Genomic DNA, 25936 nt, shown 5'->3' on the forward strand with positions numbered 1-25936 from the left:
CCCACCTGGCCGTCACGCTGCCGGCCTTCATGATCCCGGCCGTCTACGTGCGGCTCGACAGCCTGCCGCTGTCGGCCAACGGCAAGCTCGATCGCAAGGCGCTGCCGGAACCCGATGCGCAGGCAGGAGAGGGCGGCGACGCCGCGCCGCAAGGCGTGTTCGAAACCGCACTGGCCGACATCTGGGCCGAGCTGCTCAAGTGTGGTCCGGTCGGCCGCCACGCCAATTTCTTTGCCCTGGGCGGCCACTCGCTGCTGGCGGTGCAGATGGTCTCGCGGCTGCGCCAGCAATTGAAGCGCGCTATCGCGCTCGATGCGGTGTTCGCGCACCCGGTGCTGAGCGACCTGGCGCGCGCACTGGCTGCAGCGCCGGCGAGCGACAAGGGCAACGCCGTGCAAGCGATCGCCCCGGCCAGCGGGGCGGAGCGCACCGCGTTGTCGTTCGCCCAGCAGCGCCTGTGGTTCCTGGAACAGATGGATGGCAACAGCGCCACCTACAACCTGCCGTACGGGCTGGTGCTCGATGGTCCGCTGCAGCGCGACGCGCTGTCGGCAGCGCTGGACCGGATCGTGGCGCGCCACGAAGCGCTGCGCACCACCTTTGCAGAGGAAAATGGCCAGCCATTCCAGCGCATCGCCGCAGCGGACAGCGGCTGCGTGCTGACCGAGCATGACTTACGTGCTGTGGCGCAGCCGGATCTCGAATTACAGCGCCTGGCAGCCNTTCCAGCGCATCGCCGCAGCGGACAGCGGCTGCGTGCTGACCGAGCATGACTTACGTGCTGTGGCGCAGCCGGATCTCGAATTACAGCGCCTGGCAGCCCACGAAGCCGGCGCCCCGTTYGACCTCGCCAGCGGTCCGCTGGTGCGCGCCTGCCTGGTGCGCCTGGCCGACGAGCGCCAYGTGCTGCTCGTTACCCAGCACCATATTGTCTCCGACGGCTGGTCGATGGGCGTGCTGGCGCGTGAACTGGGCGCCCTGTACACCGCCTACTGCGCCGGCAGCGACGATCCGCTGGCGCCGCTGCCGGTGCAGTATGCCGATTACGCAGCCTGGCAGCGCACCGCGCTGCGCGAGCAGATCACCGCACAAGGCGAGTACTGGCAGCGCCACCTGGCGGGTGCACCGGCGCTGCTGGAACTGCCGGCCGACCGTGCGCGTCCCGCGCGCCAGGATTACGCCGGTGCGTATTTGCCGTATGCGCTCGACGCCGGCCTGACCGCGCGCCTGAAAGCGCTGTCGCAGCGCCACGGCACCACGCTGTTCATGACCCTGCTGGCCAGCTGGGCCACGCTGCTGGCGCGCCTGTCGGGCCAGGACGAAGTGGTGATCGGTACGCCGCACGCCAACCGTTCGCGGGGCGAGCTGGAAAACATGATCGGCTTCTTCGTCAACACCCTGGCGCTGCGAGTGAACGTGCAAGGTGCGCCAACGGTGGCGGACCTGCTGGCGCAGGTCAGACACAGCACGCTGACGGCGCAGCAAAACGTCGACATCCCGTTCGAACAGGTGGTGGAACTGGTGCGCCCGGTACGTAGCCTGGCCCACAGCCCGCTGTTCCAGGCCATGTTCGTGTGGCAGGGCGAGGCGCAGGCCGTGCCGGCGCTGGCCGGGCTGGAGACCGCCGTGCTGCCGCTGCCGCAGGGCGGCACCGCCAAGTTCGACCTGAGCCTGGGGCTCGAAGACAAGGGCGACCGCATCGAAGGCGGTCTGGAATACGCCACCGCGCTGTTCGACGCCGCCACCATCACCCGCTACCTCGGCTACTGGCATACGCTGCTCGAAGCGATGGTGGCCGATGACAGCGTCGCTGTCGATCGCCTGCCGCTGCTGCAAACACGCGAACGTGCTGCCATCGTGGACGGCCTCAATGCCACGCAGGCCGACTATCCGCTAGACCGCTGCATCCACGAACTGTTCGAAGAGCAGGCCGCGCGCACGCCGCAAGCCATTGCGCTGTCCTGGGAAGACGGCCAGTGGAGCTATGCCGAACTCAATGCCCGCGCCAACCAGCTGGCGGGCCACCTGCGCGCGCTCGGTGTGCAGCCGGACGACCGCGTGGCCCTGTGCCTCGAACGCGGCGCCCACATGGTGGTGGCCTTGCTGGCCGTGCTCAAATCCGGCGGCGCGTACGTGCCGCTGGATCCCGATTACCCGCAGGAGCGACTGGCCCATATGTTGCGCGACAGCGCGCCGGTGGCCCTGCTGACCGGGACCAGTGCAGGCGGCGCCTGGCACGATGCGGTGCAGGAAGCATCGCCGGCGCTGCCCGTGCTGGACCTGTCGATGGCAGACGCGCCGTGGAACGCGCTGCCAACGGCCAACCTGGCGCGCCAGGCGAACAGTCGGGGTGCGGCCAACCTGGCGTATGTGATCTACACATCCGGTTCCACCGGCATGCCGAAAGGGGTGATGAACGAACATGCCGGCGTGGTCAACCGCCTGCTGTGGGGCCAGGCGCACTACGGCATGACGGCGGACGAGCGCGTGCTGCAAAAGACGCCGTACAGCTTCGACGTCTCGGTGTGGGAATTCTTCTGGCCGCTGACGACCGGCGCGCAGCTGGTGATGGCGCGCCCCGGCGGCCACCGCGATCCGCACTACCTGGCGCGCCTGATTGCGCAGGCGGGCATCACCACCATCCACTTCGTGCCGTCGATGCTGCAGGTATTCATGGCCCAGGACATCGGCGACACGCGGTCGCTGCGGCGCCTGATGTGCAGCGGCGAAGCGCTGCCGTATGCGCTGCAGCAGAGGGTACGCGAAGCGATGCCGCACGTGGCGCTGCACAACCTGTACGGCCCGACCGAGGCGGCGATCGAAGCGACCTTCTGGCGCTGCGACGATGTCGCCCACCCCGGCATCGTGCCGATCGGCCACCCGATCGCCAACGTGCGCATGTACATCCTCGACGCCCACGGCGCACCGGTGCCGCGCGGCGTGGCCGGCGAGCTGCATATCGCCGGTGTTGGCGTGGCGCGCGGTTATTTGAACCTGCCGCAGCTGACCGCCGAGCGCTTTGTCGTCGATCCGTTCGTGGCCGGTGGCCGCATGTACCGGACCGGCGACCTGGCGCGGTACCTGAACGACGGCGCCATCGAATACCTGGGCCGCAACGACTTCCAGGTGAAAGTAAACGGGCTGCGCATCGAACTGGGCGAGATCGAAGCCCGCCTGGCCAGCCACCCCGGCGTSGCCGAGGCGGTAGTGGTGGCGCGCCAGGACGACCTGGGTGCGCGCCTGGTCGGCTATTACGTGGCGCGTGGCGCCGCCGAAGCGGACGTGGAGGACCTGCGCACCCACCTGGCCGTCACGCTGCCGGCCTTCATGATCCCGGCCGTCTACGTGCGGCTCGACAGCCTGCCGCTGTCGGCCAACGGCAAGCTCGATCGCAAGGCGCTGCCGGAACCCCACCTGGCCGTCACGCTGCCGGCCTTCATGATCCCGGCCGTCTACGTGCGGCTCGACAGCCTGCCGCTGTCGGCCAACGGCAAGCTCGATCGCAAGGCGCTGCCGGAAACCGATGCGGAAGGAGTGCGCAACCGCTACGTGCCGCCGCAGGGCGAACTGGAAACCCTGCTCGCCGCGATCTGGGGCGAACTGCTGAAAACCACCAGTCCTGTCGGACGCCACGATAATTTCTTCGCCCTGGGCGGCCATTCGCTGCTGGCGATCCAGCTGGCCAGCCGGGTTCGCGCCGCGCTGGGCGTGGCGATGGGACTGCGGGCGCTGTTCGAAGCGCCGACGGTGGCCGAACTGGCCCGCATCCTGCCGGCGCCCGATGGCGCCGCCCATGCGCGGGCGATCGTCCCGGCTGGCCGGGATCGCCGGCTGCCACTGTCGCACGCCCAGGAACGCCTGTGGTTCCTGCAAACCCTGGAAGGCCCGAGCGCCACCTACAATGTGGCGGCGGCGTTGCGCCTCGTGGGCAAGGTCGAGCCGAGCCTGATGGCCGAGTGCCTGCAGCAGATGGTAGCGCGCCATGAAATCCTGCGCACCAATTTCGTGGTCGACGACAGCGGCGAACCGTGCCTGCGCATCGCCCCCCGGCTGGAGATTGCGTTGCCGCTTGCGGCTGCCGCCAGGGACGAAATCGGTGCGCGGCTCCAGGCCAATGCCGGCTTCGTGTTCAACCTGGCCAGCGGCGCGCTGCTCAAGGCGGAACTGTTGCGCGTGGACGAAGAGGAGTTTGTGCTGATGCTCGCGGTCCACCACATCATTTCCGATGGCTGGTCGGTCGGCGTGCTGGTGGACGAGTGGCTGCGCCTTTACGACGCCATGGCGCAGGGCCGGGCATCGCCGCTGGCCGCGCTGCCCCTGCAGTACGCGGATTACGCCTGCTGGCAGCGCGATTCCGAGCAGCAGGCGGCGCTGGAGCGGCAACTGGCCTTCTGGGTGCGCAAGCTCGACCGGGCGCCCGAGCTGCTCAACCTGCCCACCGACCGCCCTCGTCCCGCCGTGCAGCGCTTCGAAGGCGCCGCCGAACGGCTGCTGCTGCCGCCGGACCTGGCGCAGCGGCTGCGGGCGGTGAGCCTGGACAGCGGCGCCAGCCTGTTCATGACGCTGCTTTCGGCGTTCGCGCTGCTGATGTCGCGCTACAGCGGCGAGTCCGACGTGTTGATCGGCACCCCGGCTGTGAATCGCCACCGCCGCGAGCTCGAAGGCCTGATCGGCTTGTTCCTCAACACCCTGGTGCTGCGCGCCGACACCAGCAACCAGCCGAGCTTCCGCCAACTGCTGACCGCGATGCGCCAGAACGTGCTGGAAGCGTATGAAAACGGCGATGTGCCGTTCGAGCGCATCGTCGACGCCTTGCCGTTGCAGCGCGACCTGAGCCGCAATCCGCTGTTCCAGGTATTCTTCAACATGCTCAACCTGCCTGATGAGATGACGCAGCTGGAGACCTTGCGCTGCGAGGAACTCGACGACCAGGATGCCGCCGCGATGCAGTTCGACGCCAAGTTCGAGTTGACGCTGTACGCCCAGGACAAGCCGGAGGGGCTGGATCTGAACCTGGTGTACAACCGGGGACTGTTCGACGCCGCCCGCATGGCCGAACTGCTGCGGCAGTACGCCTTGCTGCTCGAGCAGATCGCCGCAGCACCCGACGCCTGCATCGACAGCTACGGCCTGCTGACCGTCGAGGCGCGCGCCGTGCTCCCCGATCCATCTGCCGCGCTCGATACCGGCTGGGTGGGCGCCGTGCACGAGATGATCGGGCAGCGCTGCCTGGACCGTCCGCATGCCACGGCCATCGTGGCGCATGACGGCAACTGGAGCTACGGCGAGCTGCACGAACGCAGCGAACGTATCGCCTGCTATCTGCAGGCGCACGGAATCGTCCGCGGCGACGTCGTCGCCATCCACGCCGTCCGTGGTCCGATGGTGGTCGCGGCGGTGCTGGGCGTGCTCAAGGCCGGCGCCGCATTCATGATGCTCGATCCCGTGTATCCGTGCGCGCACCTGGCGGCCTGCCTGGAAGCCGGATCGCCGCAAGCGTTCATCAACGCTTCCGCCGCCCCGGTTGCGGACGACAAGGCGGCGCTGCTGGCTGCGATCGCGGTACGCCTCGATGTCGGCGACGCCGCCGCGGCGCAGCTCGACGACTACCATGGCCGCAGCGCGACGCCGGTGTCCGTCGGCGCCGACGACCTGGCGTTGCTGGCCTTTACCTCCGGCTCGACCGGCAAGCCGAAGGCGGTGGAAGGCCGGCATGGCCCGCTCAGCCATTTCCTGCCGTGGCTCGGAGGCCACTTCGGCCTGAACGCCGAAGACCGCTACTCGATGCTGTCGGGCCTGGCGCACGATCCGCTGCAGCGCGACATCTTCACCACGCTGTGCCTGGGCGCCACGCTGCACATTCCCGATCCGGAACAGATCGCCCCGGAACGGCTGGCGCAGTGGATGGCGCGCGAGCGGGTAACGGTGGCGCACCTGACGCCCGCCATGGCCCAGGTGCTGAGCGAGGCGCCGGCGGGACTGGTGCTGGACGACCTGCGCTATGTCTTCCTGGTGGGCGACGTGCTGACGCGGCGCGACGTGATGCGCCTGCGCGCGCTGGCGCCGTCGATGAAGGTGGTGAACTATTACGGTTCGACGGAAACCCAGCGCTCGGTCAGCTACTACGAAGTCGACCGCGAGACCCCGGCGGAAGCGAGCCGCGAAGTGATTCCACTGGGCCGGGGCATTCCGGGCGTACAGCTGCTGGTGCTCAATGCGGCGGGCCGCCAGGCCGGGATCGGCGAGCACGGCGAAGTGTATATGCGCAGCGGCCACATGGCGCGCGGCTACCGGGGCGACCCCGAGCTCACGGCGCAGCGCTTCCTGCCCAACCCCTTCTGCAGCGCGGTCCACGACCGCCTGTACCGCACCGGCGACCTGGGCCGCTATCTGCCCAATGGCATGGTCGAGTGCCTTGGCCGGGCCGATACCCAGGTCAAGCTGCGCGGCTTCCGCATCGAGCTCGGTCACATAGAATCGCTGCTGGGGCAGCACGCCCAGGTGCAGGAGGCCGTGGTTGTCGTCCGCGCCGACGGCGCGCGCGAAAAATGCCTGGTCGCCTATATCGTGGCCCATGGCGAAGCTCCGAAAGCTGCGGTGCTGCGCCGGTTCCTCGGCGTGAAACTGCCCGACTACATGCAGCCGACCAGCTATGTCGTACTGGACGCGTTGCCGCTCACGCCGAACGGCAAGGTCAATCGCAAGGCGCTGCCGGCGCCCGTTCCCGAAGACGCCGAAACCGCCTACGCGGCGCCGCGCACGGCGCCGGAAGAGGTGCTGGCGGCGTTGTGGGCCGGCGTGCTCAAACGCGAACGGGTGGGCATCCATGATAACTTCTTCGCGCTGGGCGGCCATTCGCTGCTGGCCACCCGCCTGGTGAACCGGATCGGCGAGCGCCTGCAGGTGGAACTGCCGTTGCGCGCACTGTTCGAACACCCCACCATCGCCGGCCTGTCCGCCGCGCTGGCGGTGCTGGAACAGGACCCCGACGGCGCCGCGATTCCGCGCTGCGACCGGGCCGGCATGCTGCCTGCGTCCTTTGCCCAGCAGCGCATGTGGTTCATCGACCAGCTGGGGCAGGGCAGCAGCGAGTACAACCTGCCATTGCCGTTCGAACTCGAAGGCCCGGTAGATGTGCCGGCGCTGCGCCAGGCGCTGCAGGCCATCGTTGCGCGCCACGAAGTGCTGCGCACCACGCTGGAAGCGGGCGCCGACGGCCAGCCTTACCAGCGCATCCACGCCGAGGTCCGCCTGGACTTGGCCGAACATGACCTGCGTGGCCTGGAACCGGCGCGCCAGCGCCAGGCCCTGGCGGCCCTGTGCCAGCACGACGCGGCGGCGCCGTTCGACCTGTCCCGCGACACCATGTTGCGGGCGCAGATATGCCGCCTGGCAGATGAACGCTATCACGTTCAGCTCAACCGCCACCACATCGCGGCGGACGGCTGGTCGCTCGGCATCCTGCTGGCCGAACTCAACGCGCTGTACAACGCGCTGCGCACCGGCCGGCAGGCGTCGCTGCCGCCGCTGCCAGTCCAGTATGCCGATTATGCGCAGTGGCAGCGCGGGCGCCTGCAAGGGCCGCTGCTGCAGCGCCAGCTCGACTACTGGACCGGCCAGCTGGCCGGTCTGCCGGTGTCGCACAGCCTGCCGCTCGACCGTCCCCGTCCCGCCACCCAGCGCTTCCATGGCGCCACCCGCAGCCACCCGGCCGGCGCCGCGCTGCTGGCGCAGATCAAGCGGTACTGCCAGCGCGAGCAGGTGACGCTGTTCATGTTCATGCAGACCGCCTTCAGCATCCTGCTGCAGCGGTACAGCAATCAGACCGACATCGTGTGTGGCACGCCGATTGCCGGCCGCAACCATGCCGACGTGGCGCCGCTGATCGGCCTGTTTGTCAACAACCTCGTGCTGCGCAGCGATCTGTCGGGCGATCCCACTTTCCGCGAACTGCTCGAGCGCAACAAGCAGATGATACTGGCCGCCTACGAGCACCAGGAAGTACCGTTCGAAATGCTGGTCGAACGGTTGCAGCCCGAGCGCAGCCTCGGTCACAGCCCGCTGTTCCAGATCCTGCTCACGCTGCACAACAATGAACGACACACGGTGGCAATGGACGGCCTGCGGCTGACCCACGAGGAGGCCCCGCACCGCGCCATCAAGTACGACATCGAGCTGGCCATGGGCGAATCGCCCGACGGCCTGGAGCTCGACTGGCACTACAATGTCGACCTGTTCGGCGCCGGCACCGTCGCCCGCATGGCCGCCAATTTCGAAGTGCTGCTCGACGCCATCGTCGCCAACAGCGAGGCGCGCATCGGCGAACTGGCGCTGCTCACGGTGCAGGAACGCCAGCACTTGCTGACCGCCGGCTACGGCACCGCCGAAGCGTATCCGGACACCACCCTGCACGGCCTGTTCCAGCAACAGGTGGTGCGCACGCCGGGCGCGCTGGCCGTCAGCGACGGCGTCACCACGCTGACCTATGCGCAGCTCAACGAACGCGCCAACCGCCTGTCCCATTACCTGCGCCGCCAGGGCGTGGAGCAGGATGCGCTGGTGGGCCTGAGCATGACCCGCTCCGCCGCCATGGTCGTGGCGATGCTGGCCATCGCCAAGGCGGGAGCGGCATACGTGCCGCTCGATCCCGACTATCCGCAGGCGCGCCTGGCCTACATGCTGGCCGACGCCCAGGTAAGCGTGGTGGTGACCGAAGCCGCCTTCGCACCGGCAATGGCGCATTTGGGCCTGCGCACCGTGTGCCCGCTGGAGACAGGGGTGCAGGCCGCGCTGGCGGTGTGCAGCGGCGCCAACCACGCCGCCGCGCCGGGCCACGCCGGCCAGCTGGCCTACGTGATCTACACGTCCGGCTCGACCGGTAACCCGAAAGGCGTCTGCATCGAGCACCGCGCCCTGTGCAACCTGCTGCTGTCGATGGCGCGGGAACCGGGACTGGGCGTGCGCGACCGGCTGCTGGCGGTGACTTCGATCAGTTTCGATATCGCCGGCCTGGAACTGTTCCTGCCCCTGATCCGGGGCGCGCAGCTCCATATCGCCAGCGCGGCGGCGGCGCGCGACAGCGCCGCGCTGCAGGACCTGATTGCACGCCATCGCATCACCATGATGCAGGCCACGCCTTCCACCTGGCGGTTGCTGCTTGACGGCGGCTGGCAGGGCGCGCCGGCCATGGCCGCGCTGTGCGGCGGCGAGGCCTGGCCGGCGGCGCTGAACCGCGAGCTGCAGGCGCGGGTCGGCTCGGTGTGGAACGTCTACGGACCCACCGAAACCACCATCTGGTCCACCGTGGAAAGGGTGCCGGCCGATGCCGGCGCCATCGCCCTGGGACGTCCGCTCGCCAACACCGGCGTGTATGTGCTCGACGAGCACCGCAACCTGGTGCCTGCCGGCGGCGTGGGTGAGCTGTATATCGGCGGCAGCGGCCTGGCGCGCGGCTACTGGAACCGTCCCGACCTGACGGCCGAGCGCTTTATCGTCAGTCCCTTCGATGCCGCAGCGCGGCTGTACCGCACCGGTGACCTGGTGCGCTGGAATGCGGACGACAAGCTCGAATACCTGGGCCGCCAGGATTTCCAGGTCAAGCTGCGCGGCTTCCGCATCGAATGCGGCGAGATCGAGGCGGTGCTGGAAAGCCATGCGGAAGTGAACCAGGCAGCAGTGGTGCTGACCCAGCGTGCCGGCGGCGACGCCTTCCTGACCGCGTACCTGATCCTGGCGGAGGGCGAACTGAAACGCGATCCGCGCCCGGAACTTTTCCGCCGGATCGCGAGCGCCACCCTGGCGCCGTACATGGTGCCGAGCTGCTACGTGGTGCTCGAGCGCTTCCCGCTCACCCTCAACGGCAAGCTCGATCGCAAGGCCTTGCCCGCCCCCGAGTGGCGGCGCGAAGCGGCCACCGACATCGAACGCCCCGCCAACGACGCCGAGCGCGCCGTGGCGGCGGTATGGGCCGAGGTGCTCGGTATGGACGGCCGCCTGATCGGCGCCCAGGACAGCTTCTTCGACCTGGGCGGCCACTCGTTGCTGGTCCTGCAAGTGACCAGCCGGCTCAATGCCCTCTACCAGGCCGGCCTGCAGATCCGCGATGTGTTTTCCCATCCCACGCTGCGCCAGCTGGCGATCCAGCTGGAGCGCGGCGGCAACCGGGGCCAGGACGGTGCGGAGCAGTTGCCCGCGCTGGCGCCGGCGCCGCACGGGGCGGAGCGGCCGTCGTTCGCGCAGGAAGGGCTGCTGTTCATCAGCCAGTTCAAGCATGGCGGCGACATCGAGTACAACATGCCGTTCGCATTCCGCCTGCGCGGTGCGCTCGACCATGCGGCGCTGGAGCGGGCGTTCAACGCCGTGCTGCAACGGCACCAGGTGCTGCGGGCGCGCTTCCCGGTGCCGGTGCATGAGCACGAGGCGCGGCGCATCGTGTTCGGCGCGGCGGAGCTGCGCATGGCCGTGGAAGATGTGACGGAGGCGCAGGTGGCGGACCGGATCGACGCTAACGTGGCCACGCCGTTCGACCTCGAACAGGGGCCGCTGCTGCGGGCCCGCCTGCTGCGCCTGGCCGGCGACGAGCATGTCTTGCTGCTCAACGTGCACCATGCCGTGTTCGACGGCTGGTCGATCGGCGTGCTCATGGGCGAGCTGACCGCGCTGTACGCGGCCCCGGCGTCGCTTTCGCCGCTGGCATTGCAGTACCACGACTATGCGCACTGGCAGCGCCAGTGCGCGGAGACGCCGCGCTACCGGCGCCAGGTCGCCTACTGGCGTGACCGGCTGGCGCAGGCGCCGCAATTGCTGCACCTCCCGCTCGACCGCGCGCGTCCGCCGGTGCAGGACAACCGGGGGGCCATGCTGGCCTTCACCGTGGATGCAGGCCTGTCTGCCGCGCTGCGGCAGCTGGCGGCCGCGCACCAGGCCACGCTGCCGATGCTGATGCTGGCCGTGCTGAAGGTGCAGTTGTGGCAATACAGCAACCAGGACGACCTGGTGGTCGGCGTGGTCTCGGCCAACCGGGTGCGCTCGGAACTGGAGCCGGTGATCGGCATGTTCGTCAATACCCTGCCGATCCGCAGCCGTATCGATGGCGAGGCGGCCTTCGGCTGCCTGCTGGCCCAGGTCAAGGACAGCATGCTGGGCGCATTCGACCACGCCGACGTGCCGGTGGACCACCTGATCGATATCGCCGCGCCGAAGCGCACGATGGCGCACGATCCGCTGTTCCAGGTGATGTATGCCTATCACAGCATGCCGGGCGCCGAGCTGGCTTTCGGCGGCGTGGCGGTGAGCCAGATCGCGCCGCACGTCGTCAGCGCCAAGGCCGACCTGGCGGTCAGCCTGCAGGAGCAGGGCGAGATCGTCAGCGGCCACCTGTCCTACCGCACCGGCCTGTTCGACGCGGCCGGCATCGGCCGCCTGGCGGACCATTACCTGGCGCTGCTGCAAGCGGTGGCGCGCGGCCAGAGCGCCAGCCTGTTCGACCTGCCGCTGCCGCCGGCAGCTGCGGTCCCGGGCAAGGCGGCGGGGTCGCGCATGCTGCGCAGCGAGGCGGACCTGATGGACCTGATCGGGGGACTGTAGGCGCGGGCCGCGCCGGGGTTCCCGGCCAGGTTACGATTGCCGCCTTCGGGCGGCAATTTTTTTGCCTGCGGCTGCCGGGCCAAAAAAGAACGCCCGTTGCCGGGCGTTGTCAAATGCCGCATCCGGGGGGATGCGGCGAGGAGGAGAGGGTCAGCCGGCGTCGATGGCCGCCTGGATCATCGCTGCCTGCGAAATGATCGAGGTGCGGTCGCTGAACAGTTCCGTGAGCGGGATGGCGGTCTTGAAGTCTTTGTTGATGCGTGCTCCGAGCCGGACCTGCAACATCGACGAGCCGCCCAGTTCGAAGTAATCATCGGCGCAGCTGATGTCGTTGATCAGGAACGAGCCTTCCCACAGCACCAGCAGCGCCTTTTCGATGGCATTGGCCGGAGCCACGAACTGGCGGCGCTCGTGGTTCACCTGCTCGGGGCTGGGCAGGACCTCCTTGTCCACGCTGCCATTGGCCAGGCGCGGCAACTGCTCCATGAACACATAGGTGTCCGGTACCAGTACGGCGGGCAGCTTGCCGAGCAGGTATTTTTTGCAGCGGTGAACCTCGAGGAAATGCTCTTCGTCGTCGGCATAGTGGTTGGCGCTGCCGATGAACAGGTTGTCCATTACCAGGTACGCGACCAAGCGCGGTCCGTCGCCGTCGTCGCGTACCAGCACGGCGCAGGCGCCGATCCCTTCCAGGCGGCCCAGGTGGGATTCGATTTCGCCGTAGTGCACGCGGTGGCCGGCCAGGTCCACGTGGTCGGCGCTGGCGCGCTCGATGCGCAGCTGGTTGTCGTCGCCGAAGCGGGCGCGGTCGCCGGTGCGGTACACGCCTGCGCGGCCCGCCACATGCAGTTCGCCCAAGGCGCCTGGCGCCTGCACCCGGCCCAGGCGATCGACGATGTGCAGGGTGGCGACGCCCGGCACTGCCGCGAAGACCGGCGCCGAATCGAGATTGTCGCGCGTGATGCGGTGCACGCCGGCGACGCTGGCATGGCCGGCATAGGCCAGGTACAAGTCGATCCATTCGATGCCATCGGCCTTTAACAGGCGGCGCAGGTCCTCCACCCGCGGTGCACTGTCGAACAGGGTAACACTGCGCACGCCTGCGAAGTCGTACTTGCGGGACAACAGGCGGGCCAGGTCTTCGGCGCCGGCCACCAGGGTGGTGGGCGCCAGCGAGAAGTTGATGCACAGGTCGAGCGCGTCGTTGGCCAGCTGGGCTTCGGCGCCGGATGCGAGCGCGGCAAACAGTTCCAGGGAGGCGCGTTCGAGCAGCACCGGGCTGGCGCACAGTACCCGCCGCTCCGTATCCGGGATGGCGCGCGCGTTGTGCCACGCCACCAGCGCGGACAAGGTCTGGTGTTGTACGGCGACGGGCTGCACGGCGCCGTCGGGACCCGAGACGAAGTGCAGGTAGGCCAGCGCGGGGCCTCCGCTGCTGGCACTGCTCAGCGGCACCGGCCTGGTGGTCGCGCTGCGCGACACGTCCTTGGCCACCCGCGCGTTGTCGAGGATGATGGACTTGGCGGCGGCGCCCTCGAAGCGGCCCGCGTTGTCGCTGTCGGTGACGACGTAGCTGACGGCGGCGGCGGCCAGCTTGCCGGCGATCCGTTCATCGGGCTCCTTCGCCTCCAGCAGCACGTAGGCGCCGCCGGTTTTAGCGACGGCCAGCATGGTCACCGACAGGTCGATTGAGCGGTCCAGCAGGATGGCCACCTTGTCGTTGTGGCGCACCCCGGCAATGATCAGGAAATTGGCCAACTTGTTCGACTGCTCTACCAGCTGCCGGTAAGTGAGGCTGGCAAAATCGTAGGTGAGGGCGGTCGCGCGTGGCTGGCGCTCGGCTTGGGCGTCGATCCAGTCGGCCACCGTGGGTAACCTGGCGCCGGCTGTCAGGCTGGCGTCCGGCGCCACTGCCTGCTGTTCGCCGTCGAGCGTCAGCAGCGTGGTCTCGGGCGCGGCCGCAGCCAGGCGTTCGAGGGTTTGCAGCAGGCGGTTAGCCAGCGCGCGGGCGGTGGCGGACGCCACGCGTTCGTCGTGGCCGATGTTCAGCAGCAGGCGGTCACCGTACAGCGAACCGCTTACGACCATGGCGAAATTATTGTCTTCCTCGTAGCCGCTGTTGGCCATAGTGATACCGGCCGTCAGGGTGTCGCCATCGCGCTTGCCGTGGTCGGGGTAGTTCTGGAATACCACTGCCGTGTCGAACAGCGGCAGCTTGCTGGAAAAGCCCAGCGCCGCCTGCAGCTTGTCCAGCGCCACGTGGCGGAACTCGGTGCTCTCGGCGCCGTCGCGGGCCAGCGCCGCCAGCGCGTCGCCCACGGTCAGGCCAGCGTCGAACCTGACCCGCACCGGCACCGTGTTCACCATCAGGCCCAGCATGCGGTCCACCTGCGGAATGTCCGGCGGGCGCACCGAGCCGACCGAGCCGATCACAACGTCGTCGAGATCGAGCTGGCGTCCGAGCGTGTACGTCCATGCCAGGTTGAGCAGCGCGTTCATGGTGCAGTGGCGGCTGGCGCAGTAATCGGCCAGGCGCCGGCCCAGGGTGGCGTCGACGGCGACCGGTACGACGCCGCCGCGCGCTGCGGCGTCGTGCGCGGCGGCGAACCGCGGACGGTGCGGCGCCACGTGGCCGTCCAGGTAGCTGCTCCAATAGCGCTGTACCGCGCTGTCGTCCTGTGCCGACAACCAGCCGATGTAGCGGGCGAACGGCACGGAAGCCGGCAGTTCCGGTGCGCGGCCCGCCGCCAGGGCCTGGTAGCTCTGGTTGACTTCATCGATCAGCAGCGGGATCGACCAGCCGTCCAGCAGCACGTGGTGGTAGGTGCACAGCAGGTGGCTGCGCTGGTCCGACAGCTTGATCAGGTTGATGCGCATCAGCGCCGGCTTGCCGTAATCGAAGCGGGTGGCGCGTTCCTCCTCGCGCAGCCCCGCCAGCCAGGCTTGTTGGTCCGCGCCGGCGTCGTCGCCGCTGCGGTCGATGACGGTGACGGCGATGTCGGACTGGCGCGCCACCACCTGGTGGATCTCGCCGGCGCCGAAGCCGACGAAGGCGGTGCGGAAGATGGCGTGGCGTGCGATCACGTGCTCCCAGGCGCGGGCCATGGCGTCGATGTCGACCTGTCCGCTCAGATCGAAATAGATCTGGCGCGTGTAGCAGGTTTCGCGGCCGGCAAAAGTCTCGTGGAAGAACATGCCCTTCTGCAGTGCGGTCGCGACATACAGATCCTGCAGGTCGGGGAACGCTTGCCGCACCTCGGCAAACTCGCCGGCGGTCAGCGTGGCATACGGGAAGTCGGACACGCAGGCCGTGTCGCCCCGTCCCAGGATGCGCATCAGTTCATCCTTGCTGGCGCGGATTTGCTCGCGCAGTTCCGGCGTCAGTTTCTGTGCGGGATCGGCCACCCGCAACTTGCCGTCCGCCAGGCCGATGGACATTTGATTTTGTTTAAGCGTTTCGAAAATTTCGACGACTGACATGTTGATTTCCCTTTGAACGTAAGTGTTGTTGTACCCCGGATGACGCACGAGTGAACGTAGTTGATCGCATCCGGAAGGCCAGCGTCAAGCGCTTCCGGGCCGACCTGTAGACCTTGACAGGGGAGGGCGCGCAACGCTGTCAAGCTTGACAGTGTTGCCAGGGGCGGGACTGGCGTTTAATGGTTGCCATCTGTATGGGGTATGTCCCCGCCGCTGCGGCAAGCCTGCCCTGGTGGTGATCACGATGAAGGCCGGACGCATGAAGACCAATACTACGCACGCAGTCAGGATGGACCGCCAGATCGAGACCAGACGCTGGCCGGCGCGCCGTATCGCCATGGTGGCGGGCGGCGCGGCGCTGCTGGTGTCGCTGTTCGCGGCATCGTATTCGGCCACCGCGACGCACAGCGCGCAGGTGCAGCTCGAACAAATCCAGTTGGCCAAGGTGGAGCGCGGCATGTTCCTCGACCTGATCCCGGTGCGCGCCACGGTGGAGCCGGTGAAAACCGTGTTTGTCGATGCGGTACAGGGCGGCAGCGTGGCCGAGGTGCTGGTCGAAGAGGGCAACAGCGTCAAGGCCGGGGACGTGCTGGTGCGGCTGAAGAACGTGGCGTTCCAGCTGCAGGTGTCGTCGCAGGAGGCGCAGATCGCCGAACAGCTCAACACCAACAGCTCGGTGCGGCTCCAGCTCGACCAGAACCTGCTCAACATGCGCCAGAAGCTCAACGACACCAATTACTCGATCACCAAGCTGGAACACTCGATCGAGCGTACCCGCGCGCTGTACGACCGCAAGATGGTCTCGTCCAGCGCGATGGAAGTGCTGGTGGACGAGCTGCACTATCAGGAGGGACAGCGCAAGCTGCTCGACAAGGCCATCGCCGACGAAAAAGCCATACGCGAGCCGAAGATGGCGCAGCTGGCCGAGAGCGAATCGCGCCTCAAGTCCGATGCGCGGATCATCAGCAACACGCTCGACAGTCTGCTGCTGCGCAGCCCGATCACGGGCCTGCTGACGTCCTTCAAGGCCGAAGTGGGACAGATCATTACCAGTGGCCAGCGCATTGGCCAGGTCGACAACGTGGACGCGTTCCGCCTTAAGGCCGAAATCGACGAGTTCTATATCTCGCGGGTGGAAGTGGGGCAGAAAGCCCAGTACACGCTCGAAGGCAAGGAGCACACCATGGTGATCGACAAGGTCTACCCGCAGGTCACGGCGGGCAAATTCATCGTCAGCCTGGCGTTCGTGGACAAGGCGCCGCCGTCGGCCCGGCCCGGCCTGCGCATTCCGGCGCAGCTGGAACTGGGGGCCAGCACCAACAGCCTGCTGCTCAAGCGCGGTTCGGCGTTCCAGGACACCGGCGGGCAATGGGTGTTCGTCACCGACGCGCAGGCCAGCAAGGCGGTGCGGCGTGAGATCCAGAGTGGCCGCAGCAATGCGGATGTAATTGAAATCAAGGGGGGGCTGAAGGAGGGCGAACGCGTGCTCATCTCCAGTTACGCCAATTTCATGAACGCGCAGGAAGTCGCAATCAAACACTGACAACCAGGGAGTCACCCATGTTAACCTTAGAATCGCTTTCCAAATTTCATCGCACCGATACGGTGGAAACCACGGCGCTCGACCAGATCGACCTGCACATCGAGCAGGGCGAATTCGTCTCGATTATGGGACCGTCCGGCTGCGGCAAGTCGACGCTGCTCAGCATCCTCGGCCTGCTCGACGCCCCCAGCGCCGGCAATTACCGCTTCATGGGGCAGGAGGTGGCGGGCTACAACGAACGCCAGCGCGCCGACCTGCGCAAGAACGTGGGCTTCGTGTTCCAGAGCTTCAACCTGCTGGACGACCTGACGGTGGCGGAAAACGTCGAACTGGCGCTGCAATACCACGGCATCGCCGCCAGGGAGCGCAAGGTGCGCGCCGCCAGCGCGCTCGAACGCCTGAATCTGGCCGGACGCGCCAACCACTTTCCCAAGCAGCTGTCGGGCGGCCAGCAGCAGCGCGTGGCGATCGCCCGCGCCACCGTGGGCAATCCGCCGATCCTGTTCGCCGATGAACCGACCGGCAACCTCGACTCCACCAACGGCGAGGAGGTCATGCAGCTGCTGACCGCGCTCAATGCCGCCGGCACCACCATCGTGATGGTGACCCACTCGCCCGAACACGCAACTTACGGCAACCGCGTGATCACCCTGCTCGATGGCAAATGCGTGGCCGTTCCGGCGACCGCGCAGGCGCCAGCCCTGCAGGCCGCCGCCTGAGCCGCAGCGCCCACCTAAGAGGAATGCCATGTTACGAGAATACTATCTGCTGTCGCTACGGAGCCTGGTCAAGAATCCGCTCTTTTCGGCGATTAACATCCTGGGACTGACGGTGGGCATGGCCTGCTGCATCCTGATTTCCATGGTGGTCAAGTACGAACTGGGCTTCGACCGCCACTTCAGCGATTCCGGCCAGATCTACCGGTTGGGAACCGAGATCAAGCTGCCCGGCCAGGACCACCCGGTGGCGCTGGCCGGCACCGTGATGCCGGCCACGCCGCAACTCAAGCTCGATTACGCCAGCGCGGTCGACGCCTATGCGCGCATGCAGGGCAATATGCTCTCCTTCAAACGGCAGCACGAGGTCTTTGCGGAAAACGTGTACTTCGTCGATCCCGACTTTTTCCAGGTGTTCGACCTGCCGTTCGTCTCCGGCACGGCGCAGACGGCCATGCAGCAGCCGCTGTCGGTGGTACTGACGCGCACCATGGCCAAAAAATACTTCGGCGACGCCGACCCGGTCGGCAAGACCCTGCCGGTGGAAGACCGGGGCGAGCTGAAAGTGACCGGCGTGATCGAGGACGTGCCGCCCAATACCCACTTCGACCTGGGCATCGTCATTTCCATGAATTCGGTGGAGCCGCTGATGGGCCCTGAAGCTGCCGAGCAGTTGCTGAGCTGGGAGCCGGTGGAATCGGCGTATGGCTACATCAAGCTCAAACCGGGCGCCGCCATCGCGCCGATCCGCCAGCAGCTCGACGGCTTCCTGGCCCGCAACGCCGGCGAGGTGCTGCAGGTGTTTCCGTTCAAGGTCGGCCTGCAGGCGTTGACCGACATCCACCTCAACCCCGGCAGCGACGAGCCGGCACCCTCGCGCGGCAGCCACATGGTATTCGTGTACGGCGCCATCATCCTCGGCGTGCTGATACTGGCCACGGCCTGCATCAATTTCATCAACCTGACCACGGCGCGCATGAGCCAGCGCACCAGGGAGATCGGCATCCGCAAAACAGTCGGCGCGTATTACTCGCAGCTGCTCACCCAGCTCATGGCGGAGACCCTGGCGCTGGTGCTGATCGCCACGGCGCTGGCCTATGGGCTGGCACGGCTGCTGCTGCCGCTGCTGGGCAACCTGCTCGACCGCGACTTCAGCCTGGCGCAAATCTGGGACCTGCAGTTCGGCGCCGGCGTGGCGGTGCTGGTGCTGGCCACCACGGTGCTGGCGGGCCTGTATCCGTCGCTGGTGCTGTCGCGGATTCCGGTGACCCAGGCGCTCAAGGGCGAGCAGGGCGCCGGACGGCCGAAAAACCGCCTGCGCCAGGGCTTGATCGTGGTGCAGTTCACGCTGGCCACCATGCTGATTATCATTACCATGGCCGGTAGCGCCCAGGTGGACCTGTTGAAAAACCTGGACCTCGGCTATCGCCAGGACCAGACCTGGATGCTAACCCCGATGCGGGCCGATTCATCCACCTTCCGCTTTATGGAAGACGTGCAGGAAAACTTCGAGACCATGCGCGTCGAGCTGCTGCGCGAGCCCGAGATCGCCGGTGTCACCGGCAGCTTCGCGCCGCGTATCAAGGCCGGCAATTTCAACGTGCGCAAGCCGAACCAGCAGCCGGGCGAACGGGTGAGCATGAACGGCAACCAGGTCGATGCCGACTATCTCAAGGTGATGGACATCAAGCTGGTGGCCGGACGCGCCTTCTCGCGTGACATGGCCGGCGACCTCCTGACCAGGACCGGCGGCGCCGCCATCCTGACCCGCTCCGGCGCCCGCAAGCTGGGCTACACCGATCCACGCGACGCCATCGCCCAGAAACTGGTGTTCAACCGCACCGAGGTGGAAGTGGTGGGCGTGACCGAAGACGTCCACGCGGCCGGCGGCTACCGCGCGCTGAACCTCGATATACTGGTCAATTCCAATCGCATCAACGCGCTGATCGTGAAGGTCAAGGCCGGCGGCACCGTCGATGCCCTGGCCCATATCGACCAGACCTGGGCCCGGATGCTGCCTTCCCGTCCGCTCAACCGCTTCCCGATCACCGATATCTACGCCATGCAGCGCAGCGCCTTCGACCGCATCGTCAGCGTGTTTGCCATGTTTGCGCTGCTGGCCATTTCGATCGCCTGTTTCGGACTGTATGCCATCGCCCAATTCGTGGCCGAACGCCGCAGCAAGGAAATCGTGATGCGCAAGGTGCTGGGCGCTTCGGTTGGCGACATCGTCAAGCTGATGCTGTGGGACTTCTCCAAGCCCATCATGCTGGCGCTGGCCATTGCGGTGCCGCTGGCCGTGCTGTTCCTGGCGCAGGTGCTCAATCGCTTCCCGCAGCACGTGACCATGGGCTTTACCGCGTTCGCAGTGGCGGTGGTGACCACGGTCGGCCTGGCGTTGCTGACGGTGTCGGTCCATACCTGGCGCGTGGCCAATATGAACCCCGCCCAGCGCCTGCACCAGGAGTAACCCGTGGCCGCAACCGTCTGCAATCTATCAGGAGTGGAAATGGACCTGGAACTGCTCGTATCCCGCGTCAAGGCCGCCGGCGTCAGCATCGGTGCGCTCAATGGCAAACTGCTGGTGCTCGACCCGGCCAAGCGGCTGCCCGACGACCTGTGCGATGAACTGGACGACTGCAACGATGCGCTGGTCCAGTACTTCCAGCGCAAGGCGCGGCGCCAGGACGCCTGGTGGCGGCGCCAGCTCGGCGACAGCTTCGCGGCCACCGCGCTGGCCGCGCCATTTGGCGGCGGTGACGACGCCACCAGTACCGGCACCGCGCGCCTGGCGCTGCCGCCGCAGGTGGCGTCCGACCTGCGCGCGCTGGGCAGCGACAGCGCCGCCGAGGCGGTGACCGGCCTGGCCTGGTCCTGGTTGTTGTCGCGCTACACGGGCGTTGTCCGGGCCGGCTATTTTGCCGCCACGTCCAGCCGTTCGCTGGGGCTGAGCGGGATTGCGGACATGAAGGGGCTGGTTGTCAACCTGCACCCGGTCGCCGTCACACTGCCGCCGGCGAGCGCCTTGTGCGCGCTCGCCGCCGACCTGGCGGCGGCGCGGGAGCGCAACAGCGAGTATGGCTACCCCGGCTACACCGACCATAACAGGTTCGCGGACCGCGTCCACACATTCGACACGGTGCTGGTATTCGACCGTGCCGGCCGGCCGGCTGGCACGCCCGGCATTGAATTGTGCTCGTTGTCGGCGCTGGCGGCGCTGGGCCTGAAGGGGGTACTGATCGTCGCCGACGACAGCGCGGCCGGCACGCTCACGCTGGAATTCCAGTATGCGGCCGGGCACTGGAACGCGGCGGCCGCACAGGGCCTGCTGGCGCACCTGGCGGCGGTGCTCGGCCAACTGGCCAGCGCCATGGCGGCGGGTACGCCGCTGCACCGCATCGAACTGGTGGCCGGAGCCGAACGGGCACGCCTGCTGGCCTGGGGCGACGGCGGCGCCGGCGCGGCGCCGGATGCGGCATGGCTGCACCAGCTGGTGGAACGTGCCGCAGCGATGCACCCCGACCGCACGGCGGTGCTATGGCGCGGCGAGACGGTCAGCTACGCGGAACTGAACCGCAGGGCCAATCGCCTGGCGCACCATCTGCTGGCGCAACGCGGGCAGGCCGGCGCCGTGGTGGGCATCTGCATGCAGCGCACCCCCGCCTTGATCGTTGCCATGCTGGCGGTACTCAAGGCAGGCTGCGCCTATTTGCCGCTGGACCCCGTGTATCCCGCCGCGCGGCTCGACTTCATGCTTGCCGATGCGGGCGCCGCCATCGTCATCGCCGATGCGTCCAGCGCGGGCCGCGTGGCCGGCGGCATGCGCCAGGTGATCGTGCCCGGCGCGGCGCAGGACGGCGAGAGCGTTGCCGATATCACGGCGGCGCACGCCGGCCTGGACGCCGATTCCCTGGCCTATGTGATCTATACCTCCGGTTCCACCGGCGTACCGAAAGGTGTCCGCATCGCCCATGGCGCCGCGTGCGGCTTCCTGCAATGGGCCAGCGCGCAGTTCAGCGCGGAGGAAGTGCGCAGCGTGCTGTGCGCCACCTCGGTCTGTTTCGACCTGTCGATTTTCGAAATCTTCCTGCCGCTGGTGAACAGCGCCCGCGCGGTGCTGGTGGACAGCCTGCTGGAGCTGGCCCAGGACCCGCAGCCCGATGTCTCGCTGATCAACAGTGTGCCGTCGGCCATGGCGGAGCTGGTCCGCAATGGCGGCATTCCCGCTTCCGTGCTCACCGTGTGCCTGGCCGGCGAACCACTGCACCGCAAGCTGGTGGACCAGGTGTATGCCCATGCCGGCGTAGCGACCGTGTACAACCTGTACGGCCCTTCCGAGTACACCACCTACGCCACCATCGCCTGCGTGCCCCGTACCGGCGCCGGCGCGCCGCGCATCGGCCGCCCGCTGGCCGGCACCCGGCTCTGCGTGCTCGATGCCGACGGCGCCCTGGCGCCCGCCGGTGTCGCAGGCGAATTGCACATCGGCGGCCGGCAGCTGGCCACCGGCTATATCGGCCGGCCCGAACTGACCGCCGAACGGTTCGTCGCCGATCCTCTCGCAACGGACGGCGCCGCGCTGGTATACCGTACCGGCGACTTCGTGCGCTGGAGCGCGGACGGCGAGCTCGAATTCATCGGGCGCCGCGACGACCAGGTCAAGCTGCGCGGCTTCCGCATCGAACTCGGTGAAATCGAGGCGCGCCTGAACGCGATCGACATCGTGGAAGTTGCGGCCGTGGCGGTGCGCCAGGAACGCGAAGGGGCACAGGATCCGGGCGAGCAATGCCTGGTGGCGTATGTCGTGCCGGCACCCGGCGCCGACCATCCGGCCGCGCGCGAGGCGCTGAAAAAGCAGCTCGCGGCTACGCTGCCGGCGCACATGGTGCCGCACATGTACGTGTTCCTGCCGCAGTTGCCGCTCACGCTGAACGGCAAGACCGACCGCAAGCGGTTGCCGGCGCTCGATGGCGGCGACCTGCAGTCCGGCCGGTACGCTGCGCCGCGCAACGATACCGAACGGGTGCTGTGCGGCCATTTCCAGAAATTGCTCGGCCAGGCCCGGGTGGGCGTGGATGACGACTTCTTCGCCCTCGGCGGCCACTCCCTGCTGGTCTTCCGGCTGCTGATCCTGGTGCGCAATACGCTGGGCGTCGATCTGCCGCTCAAGGCGCTGTTCGAAGCGCCGACCGTGGCGCAACTGGCGCTGCGCATCGCCGAAACCCGGACCGCGCCGGCCCTGCCGCAGCTGGAACGCTGTTCCCGCGACCAGCCGCTGCCGGCCTCCCCGGGGCAGCAGCGGTTCTGGTTCCTGTACAGCGCCGATCCGGCCGATGCCGAATACAACCTGCCGCTCGCGTTCGAACTGCGCGGTGCGCTCGACACGGCCGCGTGCGGGCAGGCGCTGGGCCAGCTGCTGGCGCGCCACGAGGTACTGCGGACCATCCTGAGGGAGGAAAACGGCCAGCTCTTCCAGCACATTACCGAAGCCCGGCCGGCCGCGGTGCGCCAGCTCGATTTCAGCCACCTGGCGCCGCTGCAGGCGGCCGCTGCGGCGCGCGCCGCATTTGCCGCCGACCGCGCCGTGCCGTTCCGGCTCGATGCCGACATCCCGGTGCGCTTCACGCTGGCGCGCCTGGGCGCCGGACTGCACCAGCTGCAGATCAGTCTGCATCACGTGTCGGTAGACGGCTGGTCGGTCAACCTGATCCTCGAAGAATTCGCCCGCCTGTACGACCACTACGCCCACGGCGCCGAGCTGGTGCTGCCGGAACTGTCGCTGCAATATGCCGACTTCGCCCAATGGCAGCGGCGCTGCCTCGACGGCGCCACGCTCGATGCGCTGCGCGCCCACTGGCAGCGTGCGCTCGAGGGCGCTCCGCGCCTGCACGCGCTGCCGCTCGACCATCCGCGTCCCGCCGTCCAGCGCGGCGTGGGCCGTGCGCTGCGCACGGTGATCGATGCCGACCTGCTGGCGCGCTTCAAGACCGTCTGCGCCAGCCAGGGCGCCACCCTGTTCATGGGTTTGCAGACCGTGTATGCGGCGCTGCTGGGCCGCTGGAGCGGCAGCGACGATATCGTGACCGGCACGCCGGTGGCCGGCCGCACGGTAGCCGCCGCCGAGCCGCTGGTCGGCTTCTTCATGAACAGCGTCGCCTTGCGCAACCGCATCGGGCGCGACGCCAGTTTCGCCAGCCTGGTCGGGGCGGCGCGGGGCATGGTCCTGGGCGCGCTGGAGGCGCAGCAGTTCCCGTTCGACGCGCTGGTGTCGGAACTGGCGTTGCGCCGCGATCCCGGGTATCAGCCGGTGTTCCAGGCCTGGTTCGTGTTGCAGAGCCAGACCGCAGCGTATCCCGCCATGCAGTCGCTGGAGCTGGCGCCGCTGGCGCGGCGCGACCAGGACGAGCGCATGGTGCACTTCGACCTGTCGCTGAACGCTACCGAACTCGATCAGCGCCTGGAACTGCTGTGGGAATACCAGCACGATCTGTTCGATGCCGCCACCATCGCCTGGCTGGGCGACGCCATCGCGCTGCTGCTCGAGCGCGCCGCGCAGGCGCCGGAAGCGGCGCTGCTCGATGTGGCGTTGCCGGCGCGCGCCGTGCCGCCACGCTTGCCGCAGCCAGCAGCCGAACCGACCCGGGACCCGCTCGAACGCTACGCGCAGCAGGTGCGCCAGCGGCCCGACGCCGTGGCCGTGAAGCACCGTGACGGCACGCTCTCCTATGCCGGCCTGGAAGCCCGCGTGGCGCGCCTGGCCGACCTGCTGGCGCAGCGCGGCACCGGACCGGGCGCCGTGGTGCCGGTGCGCATGGCGCACGGCGCCGGACTGGTGGTGGTCCTGCTGGCGATACTGCGGTGCGGCGCCGCCTACGCCCTGGCGCCGGCCGGCGGCGACCTGCCGGTCCCGGATCTCGCCGACAGCGCGTTGCTGGCCGCCTGCTGCGCGGAGCCGGACGCCGCTGCGCAGCAGGCGATCGGCATCGCTGATGCGGCGCAGGTCTGGCGCCACCTGGAGGCGCAGGCCGCGAGCCTGGGCCTGGGGGCCGGCAGCAAGCTGCTGATCCTGCCGCAAACCCTGCACTATGCGCCGCTCGAATGGCTGCTGGGACTGGCGCTGGGCGCCAGCCTGCTGATCGAGGACGCCATGCCGGCCGCTGTGGACGGACTGGTGGCCACGCTCACCCCCGGTTTGCTGGCCGGACTGGCGCCGGCTGGACCGGCGCCGGCCGCGATCCATGTCACCGGCGCCACCTGCGCCAGCTGGCTGGCGTGGCAATGGGCCGCACGGACCACGGTCGTGCAATCGTTCGGTTTGCCGCATGCGCCGTTCCTGGCTGCGGAACCGGTAGTGCCGGGGCGCCCCGTGGCGTTGGGCGCCGCCACAGCTGGCAGCGACCTGCCGCTGCTGGACGCATATGGCCATGCTTGTGCACCCGGCGTGGCGGGAAGTCCGGCGCCCGGCGCCGCGCGGCTGCGCCTGGGCCACGATGGCCGGTACCGCGAGGCGGCCGCCAGCCGGTTCATGCCGCCGCGCGGCCTGGCGCTGCCGCTGTCCGAGCTGGAACAGCACATCGGCACGGTCGACGGCGTGGCTGGCGTGGCGCTCGATATCGTGGGCGCCGGCCCGGCGGCGTGGCTGGTGGCGCGTGTCGCTACCCCCCGCACCGGTGCGGCGCGCCAGGACTTCGTGGCAGAACTCGGCGCCACGTTGCAGGCGCTGCTGCCTGCCTGTCATCTGCCCGACGTGGTGATCGTCACCGGCACGCTGCCGCTGGCCATCGGCGGCGGCATCGACCGCGAACTGCCGGGCGCCGCGCTGGCGGCGATCGGCCGCCAGGCCGCGCTGCTCGACAGCCTGGCCTTGCCCGCCACGCGCCAGCCGGGGTGGGACGCCATCCTCGATGGCGGGCGCGCCGAACTGCGGCTGGCGTTACCAGCGGCACTGCCGGCGGCCTTGCCAGGGGCGGCAGCGCCGCACGGCATCGAGGCGCTGCTCGGCGGCGCCTACGCCATGCTGATGGCGCTGGAACTGAAGTCGCCGTCTGTTTGCCTGTCGGCTGCCACGCTCGATGCCGGTTTGCCGCTGGCGCTGGACGCCAGGGCGGGCGCACAACGGCCGCTGGCGCATGGCGCCGTGCTGCCCTGCGTGCTGGCGGAGCACGCCACCGTGCGCGAGGCGGCGGTCGCGCTGGCGCCCTGGCTCGACCGCGATCATGCCGCACTGCTGGCATCGGGCTTGGCGGCCGGGCTGCCGGTCTCGCTGCAGGAGGGCGGCGCCGATTACGGCCGACCCGGCCGCTCCGCGCAGTGCCAGTTCCTGTTCCAGCCCGCCGGTGGGGGAGGGATGGAACAGGTGGCAGGCGCGGGCGCGATCGGCCTGGCCGTGGTCGAACGCGCGGACGGGTACGTGCTGGCCTGGCGCTACGACAGCGCCAGTTATGCCGCCGAACGCGTGGTGGCGCTGTCGCGCCGCTACCAGCGCCTGGTGGCGCTGCTGCTGGACGACCCGGGCCTCACGCTGGCCGCCGCGCGGCAACGGCTCGACGCCGGCGCGCGGGACCGGGTCATGGGCCTCAAAAACCGATTTGTCGTCAACACTCTCTAGGAG

At 68.5% G+C, this 25936-nt stretch carries 7 protein-coding genes; 6 read left to right on the top strand and 1 reads right to left on the bottom strand.

What is annotated here, in order from left to right:
- Both ASF04_RS08965 and ASF04_RS08970 read left to right on the top strand, forming a co-directional pair.
- A partial coding sequence (locus tag ASF04_RS08965) for a condensation domain-containing protein (protein WP_229204982.1) occupies positions 1–722 on the top strand: 722 nt, incomplete at both ends.
- Between the two features lie 34 nt (positions 723–756).
- Positions 757–11586, top strand: coding sequence for a non-ribosomal peptide synthetase (locus tag ASF04_RS08970; RefSeq protein ID WP_255360906.1), 10830 nt, complete (start codon positions 757–759; stop codon positions 11584–11586).
- Positions 11587–11736: 150 nt separating this feature from the next.
- Here ASF04_RS08970 and ASF04_RS08975 read toward each other — a convergent pair whose 3' ends face one another.
- The gene (locus ASF04_RS08975) at positions 11737–15066 is read right to left on the bottom strand and encodes a condensation domain-containing protein (protein WP_056140225.1); all 3330 of its coding nucleotides are present in this window, start codon (positions 15064–15066) and stop codon (positions 11737–11739) included.
- A 259-nt stretch (positions 15067–15325) separates the two neighbouring features.
- Between ASF04_RS08975 and ASF04_RS08980 the strand changes: the two genes are divergently transcribed.
- Genes ASF04_RS08980 through ASF04_RS08995 form a run of 4 tightly spaced genes read left to right on the top strand, consistent with a single transcriptional unit; the run spans position 15326 to position 25933 of the window.
- The gene (locus ASF04_RS08980) at positions 15326–16609 is read left to right on the top strand and encodes an efflux RND transporter periplasmic adaptor subunit (RefSeq protein WP_162241431.1); all 1284 of its coding nucleotides are present in this window, start codon (positions 15326–15328) and stop codon (positions 16607–16609) included.
- A 17-nt stretch (positions 16610–16626) separates the two neighbouring features.
- A complete protein-coding gene (locus tag ASF04_RS08985) occupies positions 16627–17328 on the top strand; it encodes an ABC transporter ATP-binding protein (RefSeq protein ID WP_056140231.1) in 702 nt (233 codons plus the stop codon).
- Between the two features lie 28 nt (positions 17329–17356).
- On the top strand, positions 17357–19795 hold the full coding sequence (locus ASF04_RS08990) for an ABC transporter permease (protein WP_056140234.1): 2439 nt from the start codon (positions 17357–17359) through the stop codon (positions 19793–19795).
- 39 nt (positions 19796–19834) lie between these two features.
- Complete coding sequence (locus ASF04_RS08995; protein WP_056140237.1) at positions 19835–25933, top strand: non-ribosomal peptide synthetase; 6099 nt, start codon at positions 19835–19837, stop codon at positions 25931–25933.
- The last annotated feature ends 3 nt before the right edge of the window (positions 25934–25936 follow it).

Source organism: Duganella sp. Leaf61 (assembly GCF_001421905.1).
Taxonomy (GTDB): Bacteria; Pseudomonadota; Gammaproteobacteria; order Burkholderiales; family Burkholderiaceae_D; genus Rugamonas; species Rugamonas zoogloeoides.

Coding starts and splice junctions, on each gene's coding strand:
- ASF04_RS08975 (WP_056140225.1), bottom strand. CDS start 15,066: ATGTCAGTCGTCGAAATTTTCGAAACGCTTAAACAAAATCAAATGTCC.
- ASF04_RS08980 (WP_162241431.1), top strand. CDS start 15,326: ATGAAGACCAATACTACGCACGCAGTCAGGATGGACCGCCAGATCGAG.
- ASF04_RS08985 (WP_056140231.1), top strand. CDS start 16,627: ATGTTAACCTTAGAATCGCTTTCCAAATTTCATCGCACCGATACGGTG.
- ASF04_RS08990 (WP_056140234.1), top strand. CDS start 17,357: ATGTTACGAGAATACTATCTGCTGTCGCTACGGAGCCTGGTCAAGAAT.
- ASF04_RS08995 (WP_056140237.1), top strand. CDS start 19,835: ATGGACCTGGAACTGCTCGTATCCCGCGTCAAGGCCGCCGGCGTCAGC.